The sequence below is a fragment of the Brachybacterium sp. 107 genome (assembly GCF_052379725.1).
Taxonomy (GTDB): domain Bacteria; phylum Actinomycetota; class Actinomycetes; order Actinomycetales; family Dermabacteraceae; genus Brachybacterium.
The window spans coordinates 21,106-46,126 of record NZ_JBQSYW010000024.1; the positions used below are offsets into that span (position 1 = coordinate 21,106).

The following is a 25,021-nucleotide window of genomic DNA, read 5'->3' on the forward strand; positions in this document are numbered from 1 at the left end:
GTCCGCCCGCTGTCGCATCCTCAGATCGTGCGCCACTCCTTTGTGTGCGGCCACCGATCAACTGCCCGCAGCGCTCCCGACGAGGGTGTCGCGCGGGCCCGCCACTCTTGGTGAAGGACACCCATGCATCTCACTCCCGATATGGCCGATTCCTTCGGCGACTGGCTCGAGCGCGACCGCATCCAGCAGGCTCTGGTCTCGGCGCGGCCAGATCTCGCCGACGCGATGTCGCTCGATGAGCACCGTCCGCTGCTGCAGGTCCGGCGTCCCGAAGGCGGCACGCTGTTCGTCGCACGGGTCTTCGAGGGATCAGGCGCGCGGTGGGTGGTCGGCGTGCCCGGCCAGCCCTCGCCGACGCTCCTCGACGCCGAGACCCCCGACGATGCCGTCACGATCGTTCTCGCCGCGTTGGACAGGGTGGGCCGAGGACGTCAAGGACACAGCCCTGCTGGCAGCCAGGATTGACGTGCCGTCTCTGCATGGCACGCACCCGCCGGCGCAGGCGATAGATGGATTGCGAGGCCCCTGCGAGCGTCATTCGAGGCCTGGAAGAGTCGGTGCTACGAGGCTCCCGTCGTCGAACGGTGCCGACGCGAAATGGAGACTGGCACCTGTCGCACGCATCATGTCGAAGGTATCGACGGTCGGAACGCCCATGGCGACGCAGACGTCCGGCATCAGCACTCGCCTGCGCGCGTTGGGCTTGGGCCTCTCATGCGTCGCCACGGTGAACCCGTGCTCCACCGCGAAAGCGATCAGCTGGAAGTCAGCGTCTTTCCCCGTGAACGCGTTGAGGGCGGAAGGCCGGTATCCCTGCGCGGTGACCCAGGCCGTGAGTGCACCGAAATGAGTCGTGCTCCGCTGGTCGATGGGGCGGAAGAATTCTCGGTGAGCGGCGGCCCATCCGGTCAGCTCGTCATCCCCGCGCAGGAGCTCGTCACGAACGGAGTCGATACTGCAGGTGACGCCCTGCCGATGAGCCCGGTCCAGCCACTCCCAGAACCCCGGTGCGATGTCGAAGGCGTAGTACCTGTTCTTCGCTTCGATCAAGATGTTCGCGTCGACGAGGTACATCAACGGGCCCCGAGTTGGTCTGCGAGCCCTTCGAAGGTGCTGTGCTTCGTCAGGCCGAGGAGCTGATAGGCGTCCCGGTATCGGGTGTTCCCCTCGTGGGTGCTCTCGATGACCGATCGAGCGAACTGCCTGCTCAGTCTCAGCGGCTGAGTGTTGTAATAGTTCCCTCCCCCGCCGGCCTCACGCACCTCTGCGAGTTTGGCCAGGACTCGACGCTCTTCGTCGATGTACCGCGCACGGAAGTCGACCCAGGCCAAGAATCCTGCGTCTGCGATGCGACGCAGCATGACGAGCGTGCTGACAGAGAACTGGCGAGCGAGCTCGTCGAGTGCTTCTGGGGAGGCATCGCCCCGGTATACCGCTCTCAAGAGGTCGAGCGGCACCAGGAATTCCGCAGCAACGTCGTTGCACCAGCGCTCCGTCGTGTTCACAGAGCGCTCAGCGACATTTGCATCAGAGAGAGCGCTGCCACCCAGCCAGAGATGCGCGAACTCGTGGATCAGGGTGAAGATCTGGGCTGCTTTGGTATCTGCGCCATTGACGTAGACGAGCGGTGCGATCTCGTCTGCCAGGGCGAAACCTCGGAATTCGCGAGGATCCAGCATTCGATGAGTGTTCGCCCCGACGACCCCGCTCACCATCACGAGGGCGCCGGAGGCCTCGATGCCGTCGACCAGCCGCCGGAACGTCGCCGACCAGCTGCCCGGAACGACAGGTCCAGGGTGCGCGTCTCCGAGGAGTTCGTGCATCCGGTGCGCAACCTTCGCGGGAGCGTCCTCGATACTGACAGAGCCGATGTAGCTCACCGGGTCGAGGCCGTTCTCCGTTGCGAAGTCGCGGTACCAGTCCTGCCGTTCCTGGCAGAGGTAGATCGTGTCCAGGAGATCGGCGGAGGGCCGTCGGACCGCCGCGTCCTTGATCGTGCGCAGGTCCGGCATCGGCAACGGCTCGATGGGCGGCTCGGGAAGGAACAGCTGCCCGAACGGCGCATGGGTTGCGTGCGCGAACTTCTCCAGCTGCTTGAGGGTCGGCTGCCGTACCCCGGCAGTCCAGTCATCGAGCTGGGGGAATCGCTGGAGCGCCGTCTGCTCATCCCAGCCGGCTCGCTCAACGGCCCAGCGGAGCAGATCAGGCGCGACGTCAAGGTATACAGCCATGCCCAACTGCCTCCCACCTCGCCGATTCTTCTGGAGCTCGTGCCCCTCATCGTAGGGACTGGCTGAGCTTCACGGGCACGGATGTGGACGACATCGCAACGAGCCGTACCGCTCCATCGAGCCTGGCGCTCAGGTCACGCCTCCGCCTGGGATACCTCCCAGGTGCCGTAGCTCATGCCGCTCTCTGCGACCCACTCGATCCGTCCATTGGAGGACGCTCGACCCAGCACGACCGACGCTGCCGCCGACGGCGAGGAATAGACGAGGTCCTTCGTCAGCCGCGCCAGTGAGCTGTTCTCGAGCGACACCGCACTCTTCATCAACTCTCCGTGCTGCAACGAGCGGTTCTCGAACTGCCTGGCCGTCGACTCCGACTGCTTTCCGGAGGAGCGCATCGCAGCGCTGACAACAGACCCCTCGAGCACAGTGAACTCCCCGTCGATGACCTGTGCCAGGGCATCGACGCCCTTGGACGTTCTCAGTCGGAACTGCGGGCTGTCCACTGCCATGTCCTCCAGTCCGAGAGTTTCCTGCCCCGCAGTCTTCGTCGGGCGCTCAGGGACCGATGCCGCGCGGCCGCGGAAGATGTCGTAGCCGAGAACGGGCATGAGGATACGTACCTGATCGATGAAGTAGTCCATGTCGGAGGCGTCTGCCTCCGGGAGCTCGGCACCGCCGGTAGGTCCTTGGACGTTCTCCAGGGAGACCCGGCCGACGGTCTTGGCGATCCTCACCAACCGCGATTCGAGGTAGCGGACGTGGGCACTGGTGAGGTTCGCATCCTTCGAGGTGATGATGGCGACCTCGTCCCAGAAGTCTTTCTTGGAGTCATGATCGACAAGGCGTTTGCCGACGTTGTCGCTCTCCCCGATGTAGGCAACGTTGTCCCCTGCGGCGTTGCTGCCGAACAGGATGTAGATCCCTGTTCGTCCAGCCTCGGTGCGCTTGCGGATCTCGCCGAGCTCGAGGCGCTTGCCTCGGAGCACATGCCCTGTCCAGTTCCCGATCTCTGCGGTCATCAGACCGCCCGGCTTGCCGTCGACGAGGAACAGTCTCACCTGTTTGCCGTTCACTGCGAGCCTCCGTTCTCGGACTCGAGCTGTGCGGCATAGCTCGGCGCGAGCGACTCCATCTGGTTCATGACGTTCGCGATCGCGTCCTTCTGCTGGTCCGGTGGGTACTTGTACTTCCGCAGCAGACGTTTGATCGAGGAGCGCAGCTTGGCCTTGACGTCGTCGCGCACGGTCCAGTCGGTGCGGATGTCGCGCTGCATTGTCGCCACCAGCTCGCGGGCGATCTGGGCGAGCACATCGTCACCCATCACGTCCATGGCCGAGGGGTTCTGGGCGACGACGTCGAAGAACGCCAGCTCGTCCGTGCCGAGCGGCGGGCTGAACTGCTGGCCGCGATCGGCCTCAGTGCTGACCTCCTGTGCCATCTCGATGAGTCGGGCGATGACCTCGGCGGCGGTGAGCTGCTTGTTGGTGTACTTCAGCATCAGCTCGTTGATCCGCTCGGAGAACAGCTTCGAGCGGACCTCGTTGCCGCGGGTCACCCGCGCGGCCTCCTCGAGGATGCTGGCCTTCAGCGCCTCGATCGCGAGCTGCGACTTCGAGGGCTTCTTCGCCTCCTCGACCCAGTCGGTGGTGATCGCATCGAGCCGCTGGAGGTCCAGCCCGGCCTCCTTGTAGATGTCGACCACGCCGGTGCTCTCGGCGGAGTCGACGAGCAGCTCGCCGAGCAGGCGCCGCACCTCGTCGGTGACGGGCTCGCCGCGGGAGATACGCTCGCGGGCGTCGTACTTCGCCATCCAGACGCGCACCTCCTTGTAGAACTGCACTTCGGGCAGCAGCACCTGGATGTCGTCGTGCCCGGCGGCGAGCGCCCACGCACGGTCGAGCTTCGCCGAGAGGCCGCGGAAGGCGTCGGCCAGAGGCCGGGCCGCCGGGTCCTCGGGGTCGGTGTTGCCCTCGGTGAGCGGGGAGCGCAGGAAGTTCGTGGTCGCGGAGACGGCGTTGATGAAGCCGCGGCGCACGTCCGCGTTCTGGATCGCCTTCCAGTCCAGGGTGACGATCTCTCGCAGGGAGCCGACCAGTGTGTGGACCAGCTGCGCGGCCTCGTCGACGTCACGACGGCCCGCCGACGGATCCGTCGCGTCGACCTCGTGGGTGAACTCGCGCAGGGCGGCGTTGAGGTTCTCCAACAGCGGCGCGTACGCGACGAGGAGGCCGTCCTGCTTGCCCTTGTAGGTGCGGTTTACTCGGGCGAGGGTCTGCATGAGCAGGGCACCCTTGATGCTGCGGTCCAGGTACAGGGTGTGCAGGGCAGGGGCGTCGAAGCCGGTGAGCATCATGTCCTTGACGATCACGATCTCGAGCTCGTCGGCGGGGTCCTTGACCCGCTGCTTGATGCTCGCGATGGCGCTCGGCCGGCGCATGTGGGTCTTGATCAGGTCCGGGTCCGACGGGTTCGCCGTGTAGACGACCTTGATCTTGCCCTTGGCGTCGGCCTCGTCGTGCCAGTCGGGGCGCAGAGCCACGATCTCGTCGTACAGGCGCGCGGCGATCGACCGGGTGGCGGTGACGATCATGGCCTTACCGGGCCCTTCGATCATGGGCCGCATGTTGTCCCGTCGCCGCTCCCAGTGCTCGACGAAGTCCTTCGCGAGGGTGGTGAGGCGCTCGGGGGCGCCGTAGAGAGCTTCGAGCACGGCGACGGACTGCTGGAGCCGCTGCTTGTCGACTTCGTCCAGGCCCGTGGTCGCTTCCTCGGCGGCATCGTCGATGGTGTCGTCGTCGAGCTTGTCGAGGCGGGCGAGCTGGATGAGCCGCGGCTCGAAGTAGACGGGCACGGTGGCGTTGTCGTCCACGGCGCGCCGCAGGTCGTACACGTCGATGTCGGCGCCGAACACCTGGCGGGTGTCGCGGTCCGCCTCCCGGATGGGGGTGCCGGTGAAGGCGATCAACGCGGCGTTCGGCAGTGCGCTGCGCAGGTGGCGGGCGTAGCCGTCGAGGTCGCCGTAGTGGCTGCGGTGCGCTTCGTCGGCGATGACGATGATGTTGCGGCGGTCGGAGAGAAGCGGATGCTTGGCGCCAGCTTCTTTCTCGTCCTGGGACAGCCCGAACTTCTGCAGCGTGGTGAAGTAGATGCCGCCGGTGCGGCGCTCGCTGAGCTGGGAGCGCAGCTCTTTGCGGCTGGAGACCTGCTGGGGCTGTTCGGGAAGGAGGGTGGAGCGCTGGAAGCCGTCGAACAGCTGGGTGTCCAGCTCGGTGCGGTCCGTGAGCACGACGATGGTGGGGTTCGCCAGCTGCGGGTGACCCATGACCTTTGCGGTGTACAGCTCCATCTCCATGGATTTGCCGGAGCCCTGGGTGTGCCACACCACGCCGATCTTCCCGTCCGCGCGGACAGCGCTGATGGTGGATCCGACGGCCTTGGTGACGGCGAAGTACTGGTGGGGCTTGGCGACACGTTTGGTGAGTCCGGCGGCGTCCTCGTCGAAAGCGACGAAATCGTGGATCAGCTGCCCGAAGCGATCGAGGTTGAACAGGCCGTTCAGCGTCCAGTCGATTTCGGTGAGGATCTCCCCGTCCGGCCCCTGTTCGCCGATGGCGACGGGTCGCCCGTCGTCGTCCACGTTCCAGGAGGCGAAGTGGTTCCACGGCGTGAACTGCGTGCCGTAGCGGGCATTGATCCCATCACTGGCGACGACGAAGGCCGTGAAGCGGAACGCCATGGGCAGCTCATCGACATAGGTCTGCAGCTGGTTGAACGCGGCCTCGGCCGTGGCGGACCGGCTGCCGGCCTGCTTGAGCTCCATGATCACCAGCGGCAGGCCGTTGACGTAGGCGACCACGTCGAAGCGCCGCTCCACCTGCCCGCGGCGCATAGTCACCTGGTTCACGACGCGGTAGCTGTTCTCCTCCACGTTCCCGGCCAGGAAGCGGATCACCGGGCTGCGCTCACGCCCATCGTGATCCACGTAGGTGATGCCGCGGTAGCCGTCGCGCAGGATCTGGTGCAGACGGAAGTTCTCCGTGATCGCGTCCTGCGACTGCGGAATCAGCACCTCCGCGGCGGCCTGGTGGAGGTAGTCGGCCGGCACCTCGGGATTGAGGTTCTTCAGCGCCGTATCGAGGGTGCCGCGCAGCACGATGTCCTGCCATGACTCGCGCTCCCCCGAGCCAGGCGCGACCTCCGCGCCGGGCGTGTACTCCCAGTCCAGCCCTCGCATCTCATCGGTGACGAGCTGCTCCCAGGCATCCTCACCAGTATTCGCGGACATGTCAGACGACCTCCTCGACGGTCTTCTCGGCATCCTTGACAGTGATCTTGCCGGACATCAGCAATGGGAGAAGCTCGTCGCGGGTAGCGGCGAGGCGAGAATTTTCTTTCAAACAGGCCGAAATCTTGTCACGCAGTACACCAACTCGTCTAGCAAACACGCCGATCTCTTCACCAGAAGGGACACTTAATGGTGCCGCTCGAATAAGCTTAGCATTCATGTTTCTTTGCACCGTCCCCGTGATTACAGAATCCGCGTATTCCAAGAAGAAGTCCGACTTGAGGAATCCATATAAGAACAGTCCATACTCGTAGCTCGGAGGCTTTAGCCTGACGAGATATGAAGCAAACACCGCAGACCCGGAATTCTCCTCATAGATTGCCGACTTTCCCGGGTCCCCCATGCGCGCAACCAACAAGTCACCCTTAAACAGCTCATATTTCGAGAAATCGGCACCCTCACTAGAGACTGCCGGGACGCTTCCCCAGTCAATCCAATTGCTCTTATTTATGTCGGTAACCCTCAAAAAGTAGGCCCCCTCAACATTCTTGCCCGCACTTGCAGTCAATCCGTACTGCGAGGGTGCCACATCACCCAGAGAAACCTTCAACCACCCCTCGCCCTCTGTGTAAAACTTACGCCACTCGAGGTGGAACATCTCGTCCGCAATGGAAGCTACCTTTTCGTTCGCGACAATCTTGCCATCGAGCGCGCCAAGCATATGCGATATCGCTCTTTGGGCACCAAGGGCCCCCAGGACAGGGATATCCCAGTCCGCTAGTTCGTTGAGCGGTATCCTATCCACGGTCGCGCCGCGAACTGCGCGTCGATCAATTTGAGATTTGAACACGGGAGACAACCATGCATACAGGAGAAATCGAGGGTCAATCTTCCCTGGGTGCGGCCTGAGGAGTGCCATTCTGCGCCCAAGGCATGCCTCTATATCGGAGGGCATCAGCGCTGCTTGACCTAGTCGAGTTTCATACGAAAAGAGCAGATCGTTTTCCTGTGGCTGCACGCGTCGCGTCCACTTCTGAAAATCCTCCTGATCCACATGGTCTGACTGACTGAGGTCCAGGCGCCCCTCATTTAGACTTGAGATGTTCAAGAAGTACGCACCGGTCTCGCGCCGGACGGGCGTCGCGTGCGGCCCATCGAAGATGACCCCAAGGTTGCCGAGCTTCTCAGTCCTCATGTTCACGCCAACCTCCCTAGCTGCTCCCGCACCACGTCATCGAGGCGCGCGGACTCATCCAGCGCCGCGGTCAGCTCCTTGGTGACCCGTTCGATCTTCTCGTCGATCGGTTCGTCGTCCTTTTCGGCCTCGGGGGCGCCCACGAAGCGGCCGGGGGTCACCGCCCATCCCGCCTGCTCAATCTCGTCGATGGTGGCGCTCTTGCAGAAGCCGGGCACGTCCACGTACTCGCCCTCAGCAGAGTCACGGCCGCGCCAAGTGCGGTAAGTATTGGCGATCGTGTGGATGTCCTCGTCGGAGAACGTGCGCTCCACGCGGTCGATCATGTGCCCCGTCTCGCGGGCATCGATGAACAGCACCTCGCGGGAGCGGTCGATCGAGCCCTTCGAGCCGGCAGTCTTGTCGTTCGCGAAGAACCACACGCACACCGGGATCGCCACGGAGCGGAACAGGTTCGGCGGCATCGCCACCACCGCGGAGACCACGCCGGCCTTCAGCATGTTCTTGCGGATCTCGCCCTCTCCCCCGGTGTTCGAGGCCATGGTCCCGTTGGCCATCACCACGGCTGCCTCACCCTGCGCGGAGAGCTTGGAGAGGATGTGCTGCATCCACGCATAGTTGGCGTTGCGCACCGGCGGCACGCCGTAGGTCCAGCGGGCATCGTCCTCCTGGCGGGACCAGTCCTTGATGTTGAACGGCGGGTTGGCCATCACGAAGTCCGCCACCAGGTTCGGGTGGATGTCGCGGGCGAAGGTGTCGCCCCAGCGGGCGCCGAGGCCCCGGGAGTCCATGCCGTGGATGGCGAGGTTCATCTTCGCCATCCGCCAGGTGCGCTCGTTGAGCTCCTGGCCGTACACAGCGATGTTCGTCGGATCCTCGTTGTGCGAAGCGAGGAACTTCTCGGCCTGGACGAACATGCCGCCGCTGCCGCAGCACGGATCGTAGACGCGGCCCTTCTTCGGCTCCAGGATCTCCACCAGGGTGCGCACCACCGCCGGCGGGGTGTAGAACTCGCCGCCACGCTTGCCTTCGGCCTTGGCGAACTTGTCCAGGAAGTACTCGTAGACCTCGCCGAGCAGGTCGCGGGCCTTGGAGGCTCCTTCACCGGTGAAGCGAGCGGAGTTCAGCAGGTCCACCAGCTCGCCGAGGCGGCGCTGGTCCACGTTGTCGCGGCCGTAGATCCGCGGCAGCGTGCCCTCGAGCGAGGGGTTGTCCGTGCCGAGGTGGGTCATGGCGGCGTCGATCAGGTCGCCGACCGTCTGGCGGTCCGCGGTGGCGCTGACCTGGGTGCCCTTGGCGTGCGTCGAGATGTACTCCCAGCGGGCCGTCGGGGCCACCCAGAACACACCGGAACCGGTGTACTCGTCGACCTCTTCGAGGGTCTCGCCGATGTAGTCCTCGTTCTCGCCGGCGAGCTCGGCACGGATCGCCTCGCGGCGCTCCTCGAAGGCGTCGGAGACGTACTTGAGGAAGACGAGGCCGAGCACCACGTCCTTGTACTGGCTGGCGTCCATGGAGCCGCGGAGCTTGTCTGCTGCTTTCCACAGGGTGTCCTTGAGCTCCTTGGGCGTCGAGGGCGCCAAGGTTGCTGACTTCGGGGGCATCAGTTCTCCTTCAGAGGGGGTATGGGAGCTGCGGCGAGGGTGCCCGTCGCGAGGGCCCGGGTGAGTTCGTCCTCGAGGGCGTCGAGGGTGGCGAGTTGGGAGGTCAGGTGGGCCCGGCGGGCCTCAAACCGTGCAGTAGTCTGCTCGATCGCGGGCACCGCATCGTCCGGGACGGTTCGGAGGCGCCAGGTGCGCCGGTCGCGTCCCTCTTGGCGGGAGATATCTGCGGCGACGACGGACGGGTGGAGGATGCGTCCCTGCCGACCATCGGGCCGGCAGCGCAGGGCCCGCACAGGTGACTGCAGCACGTGACCGCCCTCCACATCGACGAATGCAGCAACCCCACCTTCGGCGGTGAAGACCACGTCTCCGGGGTGCGTGAACGTGCTGCGCGAGGTTGCCTTCTCCAGCACGAGGCGATCGATGGCCCTCCGGCCGCGTCGTTGCGGATCCCGTACCTCCTCGGGCCCGATCACGATCGCACTGCCAGGTTCCGGGCCGGCGATCGCTTCCTCGGGAAGCCTGGTGCCGCGCATCTCGGCGGCGAAGGCCGTGGTCACTGTGTGCCAGGAGATCGTGGGATCGATGCCCCCGGCGTCCACGGCTTCCAGATGCACCGCATCGCGCACGAGCCCGTCGTCAAGTTCCCAGATGCGGGCGAGGCTCTCGCCCCCGCTGCGCTCGAGCGCCTCCTGGGGTGCAAGGACCAGGGATCGCCGGCGCACCAGGGCATCCGTGGCCAGGCGGCTGCTGCGCAGGAAGGCGTGGGAGGTCAGCGCATCGCCGCCGGCGAGGGCGGCTACGACGTCGGCGGCGATCGCGGCGCGGGAGGCCCGGTCGAGCGCGGTGTCGGCGTGCTCGCCGTAGACGGTCCAGGTTCGGTCGGCGTGGGTCACCGCTGTGCCGACCACCCACAGGGCGAGTCGGCGGCGCCCGCCATGACGGCTCAGGCCCCGAGGCAGGCGCGCGACATATCGCAGGTCTGCGGGATGGCCCGCCGTGGGCATCAGCAGGCGCTCACGTGCCACGCGGAGGGCATCGTCTTTGAGGGGCTCGACGAGGAGCTCGGCCGGGCCGATGAGGGCGAGCACGTCTCCCGGGCCGCGCTCGAGCAGGAGCGAGTCGATCTCCTCGAAGAAGGTGTGGGCATCCTCGATCTCCTGGCTCATGACCAGCGTGAGGTGGCCCTGCGCCATCTCGTCGGCGCAGGCAGTGTCCACGACGCTGTCCGGGCCCAGCTGGGTGGCCAGCAGGCGCAGCAGCGCCCGCCCGGTGGGTTCCTGGATCATCGCGTCGTCGATGCCGACGAGAAGACCGCGGTCTTCGCCGGCCGCTGCGGCGGCGATCGTGATCAGCAGCCGCCCTCCGCTCCCGTGCGGATCGAGGCGGTGGTTCGACTGTTCGTGCATCGCCAGGATGACGTCCGCCACGAGGTCGGCGCCGGGGCCGGTGAGGGCCTCGCCCGCCCAGGCACCTCGGGAAGTGGAGAAGGTGTCCACCAGCCTCTCGAGCACGTGACGACCGGAGAACGCCGCCTCGGCAAGATCATCGATGGCCGCGACGAGTTCGGACTGCGCGAGCAGGTCGGGCAGCTGCGCACTGTCGATGAGTCGATCCAGGCCGGCGTCGCGTGCACCGTCCAGCACCTCGTGAGGACGCAGGTCGGCGAGCGGCCCGCCGAGCTGGTCATGGAGCAGCAGAAGCGTCGACGCGGCGTCGAGGTCCTCGAGCAGGCTGTCGAACAGTGAGGAGTGGAGAACCGCTTCGAGCGGGGCGTCGGGATTGTTCCCACGCCCGGTGACGCGGAGCCAGTCGGCGACGAGGTCGGCCTCGAAGAGGCGGCCATCGGCCTCGACGGGTCGCGGGAACGGATGTGGGGAGTCGGCGTAGCGAGAGCGCCACATGCTCACGACTTCGCGCTGCACCTGAGCGAGGTCCGCAATCGCCTGCATCGTCAACGTGGGCACTGTGCACCTCCTCCAAGTGGGACAGACACACACTAATGAATCGTCGGCACCCTTGCGCGCGGTCCGTTGATAAGGGATGTTACCGCTCGACGCCATATCGAATGTCTGCCACCGTCCGCATGCTGTGACGACCGCCGAAAGCTCCCCGTACTGCAGCACTCGGTACGCCACCCGATCGGAGATTCACCATGAACGACCTGCTGAAGGACCTCGGCACCCCGCCCGAGACTGTTGTCCCCCTCGGAACGTGGGGCACGGTCGGATTCTCCGTGCTCCTCGTTCTCGCGGCCGCCGTCACCGTGGCACCGGCCCTGGTGGGGCGCTGGAACTTCACCGTGCCCCACCTGGTGGTCACGATCGCTGGCGGTATCGGGCTCCTCCTCGTCGAGCTGCGCTTCTGCCGGGCCATCGGGCCGGAGAACCAGATCGGTTCCCTCGTCTTCTGGCTCGCGGCGTTGCTCGTCCCCCTGGCTGTCGCCGTGACTCTCGGACTCCTGGACCAGGTGTCCCTGGCCGGTGGTGCAGCGGTCGTACTGACCGGGATCGTTGCCGCCTTCGGTGCAGGAGCCGCGGATTCGCTTCTCGAACGTCTCTCCCTGATCCCGCTGTCCGTGCTCGGAGCTGCCGCACTCGTCGCGCTCGTCGTCCTCTGGATCGTCAGTCCCCGGCGCTGAGGCGCGTCCCCTCTGTTCCACTCCACCCCTTCTCGAAGGAGCCATCATGGCCATCACCTCGCGTCACGGCGCACCGCCCTCGGCACGCGCATCCCGCCCCACCCCGGGACTGCACAGCGGCGTTCACCCTGACCCGGAGCAGGAGAACCGCCACCGCACGACACTGGCCCGCAGGCTCTCCCTCGCTCCGCTCCTCGCCACAGCTGCGCTCATGAGCGGTTGCGGGATGGCCCCGGCCGCACCGACGGACGACGAACCCACGGTGGCCGCGGAATCGTCGGCGACCGAAGAGTCGGCGACTGAGGAGGAGGCAGCGGCGGCTGCTGCGGACGAGGGTGCGGACGTCTCGGACACCACTGCGGACGATCACGGGAGCGAGGACACCGTCGACGCCGTGCCGGAGCCGGCTCCCGAGCCCGAGCCCGAGCCCGAGCCCGAGCCCGAGCCCGAGCAGATCGACCCACCGTCGTTCACCGGCAGCGGCTCCGACGTCGTAATGCTCGACCCACTCGGCGAAGCGGTGTTCTACGCCGAGGTCACCCACGACGGCACCGGGAATGTCGCTCTGTGGTCCGTGGACGGTAACGGACAGGACATCGATCTGCTGGTCAACGAGATCGGCACCTACTCCGGGCAGGTCGCGATCAACTTCAGTGAAGAACCCTCAGCTCTCCGCGTCGAAGCGGACGGCGACTGGACCATCACCTTCCACCACCTCAACGAAGCACCGCGCTGGGACGGGACCGGTACCTATGAGGCAACCGGCGACTCGCTCGTCATCGTCGACGGCGTCGCCGATGGACTCACGCCGGTCACGTTGACCCACGGCGGGGAGAGCAACTTCGCGATCTGGGCGTGGGGCGAGAGCAGCCCGGATCTGATCGTCAACGAGATCGGCCGCTACGACGGCACCACATTGCTCCCCGATGGTTCGCTGGTCCTCCAGGTCGACGCCGATGGTCCCTGGACGATCAGCGTGGAGTGAGCGAGTGCGCTCGTCTCAGCGGGTCGCGTCGATGAGGAGCTTTCCGTTCGCGGTGCCGGCCATGCTGACCTCGAAGGCCTGACCGGCGTCGGCGAGGGCGAAGGTGCGATCGATCTCGACGTTCAGGGTGCCGTCGGCGACCTTCTCCAGCAGGCTGCTCAGCCGGGCGCCGTCAGGACGCACCCACACCCAGTGCCCGCCGGTCTCCTCGACCGAGGGGTCGGCGATCGAGACGTGGCGGCCGCCGTCGGCCAGCAGGGCGAGCGTGTCCTCCCGGACTCCGCCCACGAAGTCGGCGACGGCCGTGACACCGTTCGGCGCGATCTCGCGCACCCGCTCGACCAGGCCCTCGCCGTAGGTCACCGGCGTGACGCCGATGGCCTGCAGCTTCTCGTGGTTCTGGGCGGAGGCGGTGCCGATCACGGTCACGCCGATCTCGCGCGCCAGCTGCGCGGCGAGGTAGCCGACCCCGCCAGACGCAGCATGGATCAGCAGCGTGTCGTCTGCGGTCAGCTCCAGGGTCTCGAGGCTGCGCAGCGCAGTCAGGCCGGTCAGCGGGAGGCCCGCGGAGACGTCGAACCCGACGCCCTCGGGGATGGCCGCGACCGAAGTGGCGGGCAGCGCGACGAACTCGGCATAGGTGCCGCCGTGGATGATGTCGGTGCGGCCATAGGAGGCGACACGGTCACCGGGCGTGAACTCCGGGGTGTCGGGGCCCACGGACTCGACGACGCCGGCCACGTCCCAGCCGGGGATCACGGGGAAGATGGTCTCGATGAGCCCGTCGAGACCGCCGGACATCACCTTCCAGTCCACGGGATTCACGGAGGCCCGCTCCACCCGGATCACGACAGTGCCGGGGGCGGCCTTCGGGAGGGGGGCGTCGGTGAGCTGGAGGGTCGAAGGGTCGCCGTACTCGGTGTAGGTCATTGCGCGCATAACAGGGACAACTCCTCTGGTCGCGTCCGCATTCCCTCGAGCAGGGCACCGCCCCGGCGGAGTGCTGATCATCGCTACGGCGGCCGGGTCGGCATGCGGGCTCACCCCACGTCGTCGGGTGCGGAGTTCGCCCCCAGCGCGGCCTCGCTGCTCACCATCCAGGTGGCGAACACGGCGGCGCCCAGGTCGAACGCGACCAAGCGGGAGTCCCAGCGTCCCTCTCCCCCGGCGGCCCGTCGCGCCAGAGCGAGGCCCGCGAGCAGATTGGCCGTGCCCCAGGCCGCGTTGATCCACGGCGCGGACTGCGCCCCTCCGACCGGGGTGAGGTGGCGGCGACCGGTCACCGCCGTGGCCAGGTGCGGGAGGCTGTTGGCGCACAGCACTCCCGCGGTGAAGGCTCCGGCCCGTGCTCGTCGCGTCGTCATACGGCCAACGTATCGAGCAGTGGCGCCCGGCGCCAGGGCAGGACGACGACGGTCCGGGGGAGCCATGAGGTCGCGCGGCCGCCATGGTGTCGGGGCGTGGCCGAGCGTAGCCTCAGGAGAAGGATGCTCTGCGATCCCGCGGGCGCCCCATCTGGGTCAGGAGCCGACATGATCCTCCACGAGGGCCGGACCTACGTCGTCACCGGTGCCGACAGCGGCATCGGTGCCCTCACCGCGACCACTCTGCGACAGCACGGGGCGCGGGTGATCCGTTGCGGCCTCGGCCCGGACGTCGATGTCCGCGCGGATCTCGGCGACGACGAGGGCCGGGATCTGCTCGTCGCCGAGGTGAGCCGGCTCGCGCCGGGTGGCATCGACGGTCTGGCGCTGGTCGCCGGGCTCGGCACCGCGTCGACGGAGACGGTCCGCGTCAACTACTTCGGAACCCTCGCCGTGCTGGCGGGGCTGCGAGCGTCCCTGCGGAAGAAGCCGGCCCCGCGCGTGGTCGTGGTCTCCTCAGCAGCGTCGCTCTCGGCCGGGGACGACGCCCTCATCAGTGCCTGCCTGCGCGGCGACGAGGCCGCGGCCATCGCCACGGCGGAGCAGCTCCTCTCCAGCGGTCGCGGCGGCGTGCTGTACCGGTCCTCGAAGATCGCCCTGAACCGCTGGGTCCGCCAGTCGGCGGCCGGCGAGGACTGGGCGGGGACCGGGGTGGTGCTCAACGTCGTCGCCCCGGGGATCGTCGAGACCGACACGGCCCGGGAGGCCCTGCGCACCAGCACCACGCAGGACTCCACAGGGACCGCCACGCAGGACACCTCGCAGACCATGGCGCAGGAGAGGGTGCTCAGCACCGCACTCCCCCAGCCGCTCGGCTTTCCCGGGCCTGTGCAGGCGGTCGCCGACGCGATCTCCTGGATGGTGAGCGAGGAGAACTCGTTCATGGCCGGGCAGATCGTCTTCGTCGATGGCGGAGCTGACGCGACGCTGCGCTCCGACAAGCCCTATGCCGACGGGGTCCGCTACGGCCCGGTCGCCACGTCGAGGATGCTCTTCTGGGCGCTCAAGGCCCGCATGGGGCCCTGGCGCCGGAGCTGATCGGGCCGGAGCTGATCGTGCCGGAGCTGACGGCGCCAGCTCGACTGCTCCCGGCGGAGAGCTCCGGCATCGGTCATCGTCACTGCTGCGTCGCGACGGGCTCCACGTCCCGGATCTGTCCGAAGGCCAGGGCGGACCAGAAGTCCCCGCGCACATAGCGCTGCTCGGGGTCGGGCTCGTAGTCCCAGTGGCGCACCCGGCCCTGCTGGAGGGCCATGGCGACAAGTCGGCGGCGGTCCTGGCTGGCCAGGATGTCCTCCTCGAGGGTCTCCAGGCCGTACTGCGCCGTGAGCTCCTCGCGCAGGCGGCCGACGAGGTCGGCGTGCTCGACGTCGGCGGCGACGTTGCGCAGCTCGTGGGGATCGGCGACCAGGTCGAACAGCTGGTCGGGGTCACCGGGGCAGATCACGTACTTGTACTGCCCGCGCACCAGGGTCACCTGGGGGCGCAGCGTGCCCTCGGCGAGGTACTCGATCAGGATGTCGCGGTCCTCGGGGCCGGCCGCGCCGCTCGCCTCCCGGCGGGCGGATTCCAGGAGGGAGAGACCGCGCGACGCCGCGGCACGCTGCCCTCCGCCGGTCGTTCCGGCAGGAACCGGTGCGGGGACCTCCTCGGGGGCGCCGGCCAGCTCGAGCAGGGTCGGCATCAGGTCCAGCAGGGAGACGGGGTTCGCGTAGCGCCCACGCTCGACCAGGTGCTCCGGTCCGTGGAGGATCAGCGGCACGCGCGCGGACTCCTCGTAGGGCGACATCTTGTACCACAGGCCCTTCTCCCCCAGCATGTCGCCGTGGTCGCTGGTGACCACGATGACCGTGTTCTCGAGCAGCCCCAGGGACTCCAGTCGCTCCTGGATCCGCCCCACGTGATCGTCGATGTAGCTGACGGCCGCGTAGTAGGAGCGGCGGGCACGGGCCACCTCTGCGGCGGTTGTCTCCCGCTGGTCGAAGCCGCTCATCGCCCGCAGACGGTGGGTGTGCGGGTCCTGGGAGGCGTCGGGCACCTCCGGGTGCTTCGGGGCGGGGATGTCGCCGTCCGCGAAGCGGTCCCAGTGCTCGCGCGGCGGCTCGTACGGGTCATGGGGGTGGATGAAGCTGGTGACCATGAGGAACGGGATGTCCTCACCGGCGGCGCGATTCGCCCGCACCCGGTCGTTGAGGTGACGCAGGGTCCGGAAGCCCACCTCGTCGTCGAAGTCCTGCTGCACCGTGGCCTGAGAGACCCCGGCCGTGTAGACGGTGTCGGCGTCGTGGTACCACTGCAGGCGGTCGGCCGGGTCCCGCTGCCAGTCCGGGACCATGTCCAGATCGGCCGGGTAGACGTCCGTGGTCAGTCGCTGCTCGAAGCCGTGGTGCTGGTCGGGGCCGATGAAGTGCATGCGGCCCACCAGCGCCGTGTGGTATCCGGCGGCGCGCAGGTGGTGGGCGAACGTCGGGGTCGAGGCGGCGAAGTCGTCGCCGTTGTCGTAGCAGCCGAGGTCCGAGGGCATGCGCCCGGTCATCATCGAGGCGCGCGACGGGGCGCACAGCGGGGTGGTGCAATAAGCCCGGTCGAACACGGCGCCGTCCGCGGCCAGGGCATCCATGTGCGGGGTGCGGGCGGCGGCGTCCCCGTAGGCGCCGAGCGCCTGCGCCGCCATCTGGTCGGCTTGGATGATCACGATGTTGGGTCTCATGACCGTGCTCCATTCTGCTCGGCCCCGTCAGGGCCGGTGCGGTCGGTGCGGTCGGCAACGTCTGTATCGCCGGTATCGTCCGCGGTCGCGTCGTCGGTCTCCGGCTCCCAGCCGTCGGCCCATTCGCCGGTCGCGAAGTCGTAGCCCACGGGCTCGCCGTCCTCGTCGGTGCGCTGGTACCAGTCGGTGTAGTCGGCGTGCGTGGAGTCGACCCCGGCGCCGGCGCCCTCGCCCGGCTCGGCCTTGACGACCTCCAGGCGGAAGTCGTCGTCGTACCGGTCCACGCCGTCCACGACGGCGTTGCTCACGGCGGCCTCGGCGTACTCCTGGCGCAGGGTGTGCGGATCACTGCGCAGCTCACGGACCCAGGCCACGATGATCAGCAGCATGACCAGGGCGAAGGGCACCGCCGTGATGATCACCAGCGACTGCAGCCCCTCCAGGGCGGTGTCGCCGCCCAGCAGCAGCATGACCACGGCGATCCCGCCCATCACGATGCCCCAGAACACGACGATCAGCTTGGGCGGGTTCTGGCTTCCCCGCGTTGTGAGGATGCCCATCACCACGGAGGCGGAATCCGCTGCGGTGATGAAGAAGATCGCCAGGATCGCCATGATCAGGATCGGCAGGAACCCGGAGAAGGGCAGATTCGCCACCATCGAGAACAGCACCTCCGCCGGGTTCACCGAGTCCATCTCGCCCAGCTTCCCGTCGCGATACATGGAGATCGCGGTGCCACCCATGATCCCGTAGGCCACGAACAGCAGCGAGGAGGGGATGAGGATGACGCCGAGCAGGAACTGACGGATCGTGCGACCCCGGGAGATTCGGGCGATGAAGATGCCCACGAAGGGCGACCAGGAGATCCACCAGGCCCAGTAGTAGACGGTCCAGGCGGACTGGAACTCCAGGGTGTCCGAGCCCCAGGAGGCCGAACGCGCCATCATCTCGAAGAGGGATCCGATGTACTGCATGACGCCCGAGGGCAGCAGGTTCAGCAGGAACAGCGTCGGACCGAGGATGAACAGCATCCCGGCGAAGCCGATCGTGAGCACGATGTTGATGTTCGAGAGGTAGCGGATGCCGCGCGAGACCCCGGAGACGGCCGAGATCACGAAGCCGACCGACAGGACGGCGATGATCAGGATCATCGCCGTGTTGGTCAGCTCCGAGGCACCGGAGACGATCACCACACCCTGGCCGATCTGCAGCACGGCGATCCCGAGAGCGGCGGCGGTGCCGAACAGGGTCGCGATGATCGCGAAGATGTCCACCAGCTGGCCGGCCCAGCCCTCGGTGAGCCGCTTGCCGAACATGCGCTCGAAGATCGAGGACATCAGCAGGGAGCGCCCGCGCCGGTAGGCGGCATAGGCCACGGCGCCGCCCACCAGGGCGTACATCGCCCAGGCATGGAAGCCCCAGTGGTAATACGTCTGCGCGAGCGCCTGATGCAGGGCTTCGACCGATTCGGGCTCGTTCGTGAGCGGCGGCGGGGTGATGAAGTACGTCAGCGGCTCGGAGGGCCCCCAGAACATCACACCGATACCGAGGCCGGCGGCGAACAGCATCGCGACCCAGGAGAAGGTGGAGAACTCCGGCTTCTCCCCGTCCTTGCCCAGCGGGATCTTCCCGTACCGGGAGAAGGCCAGGATCAGCAGGGAGACCAGCACCACCGTGGCGACCGCGTTGAACAGCCACCCGAGATGAGCCATGGTCCAGCCGTAGGCGATGTCCGCCACCTCGCCCACGCCCGCAGGATCGACGATCCCCCAGATCACGAAGGCCACCGTGAGGACCCCGGCGACACCGAAGACGAGCTTGTCCACGCTGTACCGGCGACGCTGGTCGTCGATGGCGATGCCCGGCACGAGAGCCGGATGGATGTCATGGGGGTACTTCGGTCGCGCGTAGTCGAGGCTTCGCAGGAGCTCGCCGCCGCGCCGTCCCGTCCGCGTCCCGGGAGCGGATCGCTCTCCGGAAGCGGGTCGCTCTCCGGAAGCGGGTCGCTCTCCGGGAGTGGGCGGCTCGTCCTCGGTCTTCACGATGGAACTCCGTTCGGGCTGGGGTCAGGGATCCAGGGGGCCGACGGCTCGTCCAGCGATCCGGCACGATCGAACGTGCCCGACGAGGACTGATCAGGAGGGACGGTCGGCCCTACCGGATACCCACTCTAACCGTGGACCTGCTGGACACGGTCCGACGGCGGGCTCGGAGGCAGCGGGGCCCCCGGCCTGGACCCGGCCGGGAGCCCTGCTGATGTCGCGATCCTCTCAGGGGGTCGCGTCCCCCGCTTCCGTGGCGGTGAAGACGCTGGACTGGACGATCCCGTCTGTCCCGTCGGACCCCGTACCGTCAGACGCTGCCCCGTCGGACTCCGTCGCGGCTCCGGCCCCGAGGGCTGCTGTGCGCAGCTCGTTCGGATCCATCGCCCTCGCGGCGTCCTGGGTGATGGCGTACCAGCCGTACGAGGCGCCCTCGTCGAGCCCGTCCCAGGCCGTCGTCGCCGGCTCGCCGGAAGCGTGCGTGGCCTCGCCGATCACGCGGTCGCTCGGGGTCAGGCCCATCACGGTGTCGGTCCGGAACGTGGTGGTGCGTCCCTCGAACTGCACGGGCAGGCGGAAGTCGTCCTCGTGCCCGTCGTAGCGACCCTTGGTGTCGTACTCGGTGGCACCGAACTCATCGAGCTGCGCGGAGTACGTGTCCACCGCCATCTCGCCGCGGTCCAGGTCGAACTGGAGCAGGCGGAAGAAGGAGGCCCCGAACTGCAGCCCGGTGTCCGCGTCATAGCGGCGCATCCCGTCCAGCCCCATCTGCTCCGCGCTGACCTCGTAGAACTGGTAGTCGGCGAGCAGCTCGACGACGTTGTTGCCGGGGGTGCCGACGTCCTTGCGCACGCTGATGCTCACCCCGTGCTCGTGCCCGGACAGCACGAGAGCGATGTTGGGGTGCTCGGCCAGGAGCTGCTCGTGGATGATCTGCCCGTCCTGCGAGAAGGAGCCGCCGCGGCCGTCGGCCTCGTCGCTGGGCTTGTTGTAGGCGTGGGTGAGGACGATCGCGTTGCGCGTCGGGTACTGGTCCAGGACCTCGCTCGCCCAGGCCACCTCCTCCTCGGTGACCGCATAGCCGAGATTCACGGCGATGAAGTCGCGGCCGGCGGCGGAGAAGAGGTTGTAGCTGTTCTGGTTGTCGCCGGGCTTCCACGGGTGGTACTCCGCTCCGGCCTCCTTCCAGGAGTCCGTCTGCGCGAGCGCCTCGTACCGCTCGGGCCCGAAGTAGTCGTTGTAGAGGCTGTCTGGGCCCACATCGTTGCCGCCGCGGTTGTCGTGGTTGCCGGGGATCACCGAGTGCGGGATGCCGGTGTCCTCGAGGATCTTCTGCGTCTCGGAGGCGAACTCGAACTCCCGGATCGCGACACCGCGGTGCTCGGCGTTCGTGTTCCAGTTCTCGATGACGTCCCCGGTATGGGCCACGTAGGCGACCTTGTGCTCCGCCCCGTGCTCGGCGACCCACCGGTAGGAGCCCTCGTAGGCGTCGGCCCAGACCTCCCGCTCCGTCGTCGACGGGCTCCCGGCGGCACCCTCGGAGAGGTACTGGGTGTCGGTGAGGTGCATGAGGGAGAAGTCGAAGCTGTCCGGGTCCTCGAAGCCGTCGCGGATCGGCTCGTCGAGGTCATCGGCGAAGGGATCGGTGCCCAGCACGAGCGCCCTGATGGTCCCGTCGGCGTCGTGGTGCGCGGCGGCCGACGCGCTCAGCTCGACCTGGCCCTCGCCGTCGCCCCGGGCGGTGTCGGCCACCTCGTAGCTGTCGGTCTCGGTGTTCAGCAGCAGCAGGCGCACCTCGCGGGCGGGGTCGACCTGCCCCTGCCACAGCACGTCCTGGCCCGCGGTGGTGAACGGGATGTCGGTGCGGAGCGCGGGGACCTGCTCGCTGACCGGTGCGTCCAGGAGCTGGCCGTCCGCCGGGTCCAGTGCGTCCTCGACGGCGGCGGCGTCCTGCAGCTCGACGTCCTCGTCGACGGTGCCGTCGGCGGCGATGGTGGCGGGGTCGATGACGCCCTGCTCGACGTTCGTCGCCGTGGCCACCTCACCCTCGAGGAAGGAGGTGTGCAGGTCCCCGCCGCTCGGGTGCTCGGCACGGGCCGTCAGCTGGGCGGTGCCGTCGGCGTACTCCTGGGTGGCGCCGCCGGCCGTGGGGATCGAGGCGGAGGTGAAGGTGCTCGATCCGGAGACCTCGCCGCCGAAGGCGTCGGTGCCCGTGTAGGCGATGGTGTGCTCGCCCTCGCGCAGGCCCTGCCCGATCTCGTCACCGAGGGCGACGCTCTCCCCGTCAAGCGTGAACGCGAGCGGAGCGGCCAGAAGATCCTCGTTCCCGACCGTGCCAGCGAGGGCCGTGGGGGCGGTGAGCTGCGCGTCCGGTACCGGGCTGCCCAGCTCGAAGGTCACGTCACCCTCAGCGCGGTCCGCGAAGGTCTGCGCGTACCGGGCGGCGATCTCGTCGCCGCTCAGTGCGCGGCTGTAGATGCCGGCTTCGGCGAGGGAGGTGGTGCCGTGGAACTGCGGATCCCCGCTGCCGTTGGTGTCCGCCCCGAGGAAGAACTGGCGCGCACTCTCCTTCGGCGGCGTGATCGTGCTGCCCTTCGTGGGGGTCTCGGCGACCTTCTCGCCGTTGAGGTACAGGGCGACGGTCTTCCCGTCCCAGACACCGGTCGCGTGGTACCAGACCCCTTCCTGCACCTCCACCCCGGTCCCGTAATAGGTGCCGTCGACATTGACCATCATCTTCAGCGTGAACCCGTACGCGGTCAGCGAGTAGCCGCCTGCCTCCTTGGCCCCGCAGAAGTTCCCGGTCCCCTCGGACGTCCCCTCGGTCAGGCCGTCATCGAAGCGGACGGTGCACTCCAGGGTCAGGGCCTTCGAGGTCGCGTCGAAGCCGTCGGCGTAGTCATAACGCAGGGCGTTAGTGCCGTCGAAGGCGGCGACCTTCCTGCCCAGGGCCGTGTCCACGGCGATCTCCGGAGCGGCGCCGAACCCGGTGACAGTACGGTCCTGCGCGCTGTCCGCCGTCGAGCCGGACGCGATGTCGACATCGAGCACGTCCGGGGTGGGTGCCTCGACGACCGGCTCCGGCAGGGGCGCCCGCTGCGGCACTGTTCCGCCGGCTCCGGGCGCAGCGGGTGCGGGCGCGGCGGGGGCGGCGGGTGCGACGAAGGGGGCCGATGGGAAGGCCGGAGCGGCCGCGGAGACCACGGGGGTCATCCCGACGGCGACAGCAGCAGCGAGGGTGAGGGACAAGGTGCGCCAAGAGGTGGGCACAGGGGCTCCTGAGGTAGGGAGGAGTCGCGGACGCCTGCACGCTAGGGAGCCTGGCGGTCGCTTCCGTACCCTTCTGCCGAACCTCGGACGTCCAGCAGATGTCCAGAAGATGCCCCGGACCGCTTTGTGCCTTTCGTGGTGAACTGCCGAACACTGCAGGTCAGCGCACCGTTGCTAGCGAGTCGTCTCTTGTTGGGCCGTGCGTCATGGCGAACCTGGCAGGGTCGCCATAGAGCGCCGCGATGGCGTCCCGCCTCGACGCGCCGATCCACTCCACGAAAACGTCCCACCCACGTGACGAATCAGTGGAATCGACGGCCCGGAGCCCAGCGCTCGCCATCGCCATCGCCACCGCCACCGCCACCGGCACAGCCACCAGCACCAGCACCAGCACCAGCACCGACCATGCCGCGGAGATTTCCGTTGACCCGGGGCAAGGACACGGCCACGCTGTCTCCATGGGCCAGGCACAGGGATTCGAGCACATGACTCGCCGCGACGGCGCCGTGGTGATCACCCATCACGGCACGGTGGCCGCTGTGCTGCGCGGGATGCGCGCGGAACAGTTCCTCGACGAAGCGGCGGACGATCCGCAGGGCGCCATGGCCCGCTGGACCGGGAACTACAAGCACGGCAACGAGCGCACCGCGAGACAACACCCCCGCAACCGGGCTCGACATTGACCCTGCCCGTGCGAACCTGCCCGCGATAACCCCGCCCGTGACGACAAAGGTGCCGCCGAGCTGAAACCTTGTGCGTCGCGGCAGCTCTGCGCCTGCGCCCCGTCACGCTGGCGGCGACACCGCCCCAATGCGGCCCTCGAGGATGCGGTCCTCTGCGACGCGGTCCTCTGAGCGGCAAGGGGCCCGGGATCCGATGCCGTCGGATCCCGGGCGGCGTCGCCGTCAGGCGGTGACCACGGCCGGCCCCGGGGTCTCCGAATCGGCTCTGCGCCGAATCAGCTGGAGCACCACGGCGGTCACCGCGAGCACGAGCCCGGTCAGCGAGACCGGGATCGAGGGGTACACCAGCAGCACACCGCCCACGATCAGCAAGGTGCGGTCCAGCGCTCTCCCTCGGGCCACGAGGAATCCTGCCAAACCTCCGGCGATCGCTGTCATCCCGAGGATCACGGTGACCAGAGCCGGGATCAGCTCGACGATGGTCCCTTCGAGCAGCAGCGCGGGTTCGAGGACGAACACGAACGGGATGAGGAAGCCGGCGATCGCCAGCTTCAGCGCCGTCACACCGGTCTTCAGCGGGTTCGAGTTCGCGATGCCGGACCCCGCATAGGCCGCGAGGCACACCGGCGGGGTGATGTCCGCGAGGATGCCGAAGAAGAAGACGAACATGTGCGCGGAGATCAGCGGGACGTCGAAGTTGTTGTAGAGGATCGGTGCCGCGACAGTCGCGGTGACCACGTAGTTCGCGGTGGTCGGCAGTCCCATGCCCAGCACCAGGCTGACGATCATCGTGAAGAACAGCACCAGCAGGAAGTTCCCCTGCGCGAGGTCGATGACGGCATTGCCGAGGCGCCCGCCCAGCCCAGTTCCGGTGACGGTGCCGGCGACGATGCCCGCCGTGGCGCAGGCCGCGATCACGGGCAGCGCAGTGCGAGCAGCGGCCTCGAGCATCCTGACGATTCCGGAGAACGAGAGCCGGGTCGACTTCCGCGCGAAGCTCAGCACGAAGGCGACTCCGATGCCCCACAGGGCGGCACGCGCCGGAGAGAAGCCGGAGAGCATCATGTAGACGATGACGATCAGGGGAAGGATCAGGTCGATCCGAATGATCAGCGACTTCCACGAGGGCAGCAGCGAGACAGCTAGACCCTTGATACCGGTGCGCTTGGCTTCGAAATGCACCGAGAGGAAGGCGCCCAAGAAGTACAGCGTCGCCGGGATGATGGCGATGATGATGATCTCGTTGTAGGGGATCCCGGTGTACTCGGCCATGATGAACGCGGCCGCCCCCATGATCGGCGGCATGATCTGACCGCCGGTGGAGGCGGTCGCCTCGGTCGCCGCTGCGAAGTGGGGCTTGAAGCCGGCCTTCTTCATGATCGGGATCGTGAACGAGCCCGACGCCACGGTGTTGGCTACCGACGACCCCGAGATCATGCCCTGCAGCCCGCTGGCCACCACGGCGGCCTTGGCCGGCCCACCGGTGAAGCGGCCGGTCGCGCGGAACGCCAGGTCGTTGAAGAACGTCCCGATGTTGGTGTGGATGAGCACCACGGCGAACAGCAGGAACAGGAAGATGAAGGTCGATGAGACCTGGATCGGCGTCCCGAAGATGCCTGAACGGGCGGTGAAGAACGTGCCGACGGCGAAGTTCTCCCACGACTGCCCGACGATCAGCGTCGAGTAACCGATCGCCGCCAGCGCGATGAGCACGATCGGCAGTCCGACGCACCGTCTCGTGGCCTCCAGGACCAGCATGATCCCGAGCGTCGCGACGATGTAGTCGAGTTCGCGGAAGCCCAGGATCTGCACAATATTGCTGGTCAGGTGCTCGTACTGGAACACGATGTACAGATTCACCGCGAGGGCGACCACAGACAGGACAGCGTCGTACCAGGGCACACCTCTCCGGGTGAGGGAGAGACGCTTGCTGGCCGGGTAGAGCAGGAAG

The 25,021-nt window shown here is 67.6% G+C and carries 18 protein-coding genes; 5 read left to right on the forward strand and 13 right to left on the reverse strand.

Annotated elements, in window-relative coordinates; all coding sequences use genetic code 11:
- The first annotated feature begins 123 nt into the window (after positions 1–123).
- Positions 124–465, forward strand: a complete 342-nt coding sequence (locus ACT3UL_RS17480; protein ID WP_443350989.1) for a hypothetical protein — start codon at positions 124–126, stop codon at positions 463–465.
- A 69-nt stretch (positions 466–534) separates the two neighbouring features.
- Here ACT3UL_RS17480 and ACT3UL_RS17485 read toward each other — a convergent pair whose 3' ends face one another.
- The 7 genes from ACT3UL_RS17485 to ACT3UL_RS17515 form a co-directional block, all read right to left on the reverse strand.
- On the reverse strand, positions 535–1,074 hold the full coding sequence (locus tag ACT3UL_RS17485) for a DUF4411 family protein (RefSeq protein ID WP_444579627.1): 540 nt from the start codon (positions 1,072–1,074) through the stop codon (positions 535–537).
- On the reverse strand, positions 1,074–2,231 hold the full coding sequence (locus ACT3UL_RS17490; RefSeq protein WP_444579643.1) for an ImmA/IrrE family metallo-endopeptidase: 1,158 nt from the start codon (positions 2,229–2,231) through the stop codon (positions 1,074–1,076). Before ACT3UL_RS17490 ends, ACT3UL_RS17485 begins: the two co-directional genes overlap by 1 nt.
- Before the next feature lie 134 nt (positions 2,232–2,365).
- Positions 2,366–3,304, reverse strand: a complete 939-nt coding sequence (locus tag ACT3UL_RS17495; RefSeq protein WP_444579628.1) for a GIY-YIG nuclease family protein — start codon at positions 3,302–3,304, stop codon at positions 2,366–2,368.
- Entirely contained in the window at positions 3,301–6,516 is a 3,216-nt protein-coding gene (locus ACT3UL_RS17500) for a type I restriction endonuclease subunit R (protein ID WP_444579629.1), read from the reverse strand. The genes ACT3UL_RS17495 and ACT3UL_RS17500 overlap by 4 nt, the downstream gene beginning before the upstream one ends.
- A 1-nt stretch (position 6,517) precedes the next feature.
- Positions 6,518–7,717, reverse strand: a complete 1,200-nt coding sequence (locus tag ACT3UL_RS17505; protein ID WP_444579630.1) for a hypothetical protein — start codon at positions 7,715–7,717, stop codon at positions 6,518–6,520.
- Positions 7,714–9,315 carry an N-6 DNA methylase gene (locus ACT3UL_RS17510; protein WP_444579631.1) on the reverse strand — a complete coding sequence of 534 codons (1,602 nt, stop codon included), beginning with the start codon at positions 9,313–9,315 and terminating at the stop codon, positions 7,714–7,716. Before ACT3UL_RS17510 ends, ACT3UL_RS17505 begins: the two co-directional genes overlap by 4 nt.
- Positions 9,315–11,282: a hypothetical protein gene (locus ACT3UL_RS17515; protein WP_444579632.1), complete on the reverse strand. Its 1,968-nt coding sequence runs from the start codon at positions 11,280–11,282 to the stop codon at positions 9,315–9,317. The genes ACT3UL_RS17510 and ACT3UL_RS17515 overlap by 1 nt, the downstream gene beginning before the upstream one ends.
- A gap of 188 nt (positions 11,283–11,470) precedes the next feature.
- Between ACT3UL_RS17515 and ACT3UL_RS17520 the strand changes: the two genes are divergently transcribed.
- Complete coding sequence (locus tag ACT3UL_RS17520; protein WP_444579633.1) at positions 11,471–11,956, forward strand: hypothetical protein; 486 nt, start codon at positions 11,471–11,473, stop codon at positions 11,954–11,956.
- Positions 11,957–12,002: 46 nt separating this feature from the next.
- Complete coding sequence (locus ACT3UL_RS17525; protein WP_444579634.1) at positions 12,003–12,941, forward strand: hypothetical protein; 939 nt, start codon at positions 12,003–12,005, stop codon at positions 12,939–12,941.
- Positions 12,942–12,956: 15 nt separating this feature from the next.
- On the opposite strand, the gene ACT3UL_RS17530 is transcribed toward ACT3UL_RS17525, so the two are convergent.
- Together ACT3UL_RS17530 and ACT3UL_RS17535 are read right to left on the reverse strand one after the other, a co-directional pair.
- On the reverse strand, positions 12,957–13,880 hold the full coding sequence (locus ACT3UL_RS17530) for an NADP-dependent oxidoreductase (protein WP_444579635.1): 924 nt from the start codon (positions 13,878–13,880) through the stop codon (positions 12,957–12,959).
- 101 nt (positions 13,881–13,981) lie between these two features.
- Positions 13,982–14,305 (reverse strand): hypothetical protein, encoded by a 324-nt coding sequence (locus ACT3UL_RS17535; RefSeq protein WP_444579636.1) that lies wholly within the window; start codon positions 14,303–14,305, stop codon positions 13,982–13,984.
- A 168-nt stretch (positions 14,306–14,473) separates the two neighbouring features.
- On the opposite strand from ACT3UL_RS17535, the gene ACT3UL_RS17540 reads away from it, so the two are divergent.
- Entirely contained in the window at positions 14,474–15,403 is a 930-nt protein-coding gene (locus tag ACT3UL_RS17540; protein WP_444579637.1) for an SDR family NAD(P)-dependent oxidoreductase, read from the forward strand.
- Between the two features lie 79 nt (positions 15,404–15,482).
- Here ACT3UL_RS17540 and betC read toward each other — a convergent pair whose 3' ends face one another.
- From betC to ACT3UL_RS17555, 3 genes are all read right to left on the reverse strand, one after another.
- Positions 15,483–17,075: a choline-sulfatase gene (betC, locus tag ACT3UL_RS17545; RefSeq protein ID WP_444579638.1), complete on the reverse strand. Its 1,593-nt coding sequence runs from the start codon at positions 17,073–17,075 to the stop codon at positions 15,483–15,485.
- Entirely contained in the window at positions 17,072–19,117 is a 2,046-nt protein-coding gene (locus ACT3UL_RS17550) for a BCCT family transporter (protein ID WP_444579639.1), read from the reverse strand. Before ACT3UL_RS17550 ends, betC begins: the two co-directional genes overlap by 4 nt.
- Positions 19,118–19,345: 228 nt before the next feature.
- Positions 19,346–22,387, reverse strand: coding sequence for a LamG-like jellyroll fold domain-containing protein (locus ACT3UL_RS17555; RefSeq protein WP_444579640.1), 3,042 nt, complete (start codon positions 22,385–22,387; stop codon positions 19,346–19,348).
- Positions 22,388–22,629: 242 nt separating this feature from the next.
- Between ACT3UL_RS17555 and ACT3UL_RS17560 the strand changes: the two genes are divergently transcribed.
- A complete protein-coding gene (locus ACT3UL_RS17560; protein WP_444579641.1) occupies positions 22,630–23,070 on the forward strand; it encodes a hypothetical protein in 441 nt (146 codons plus the stop codon).
- A gap of 222 nt (positions 23,071–23,292) precedes the next feature.
- Here the strand turns inward: ACT3UL_RS17560 and ACT3UL_RS17565 are convergent.
- The coding region (locus tag ACT3UL_RS17565; RefSeq protein ID WP_444579642.1) for a TRAP transporter permease at positions 23,293–25,021 on the reverse strand (1,729 nt) is incomplete at its 5' end.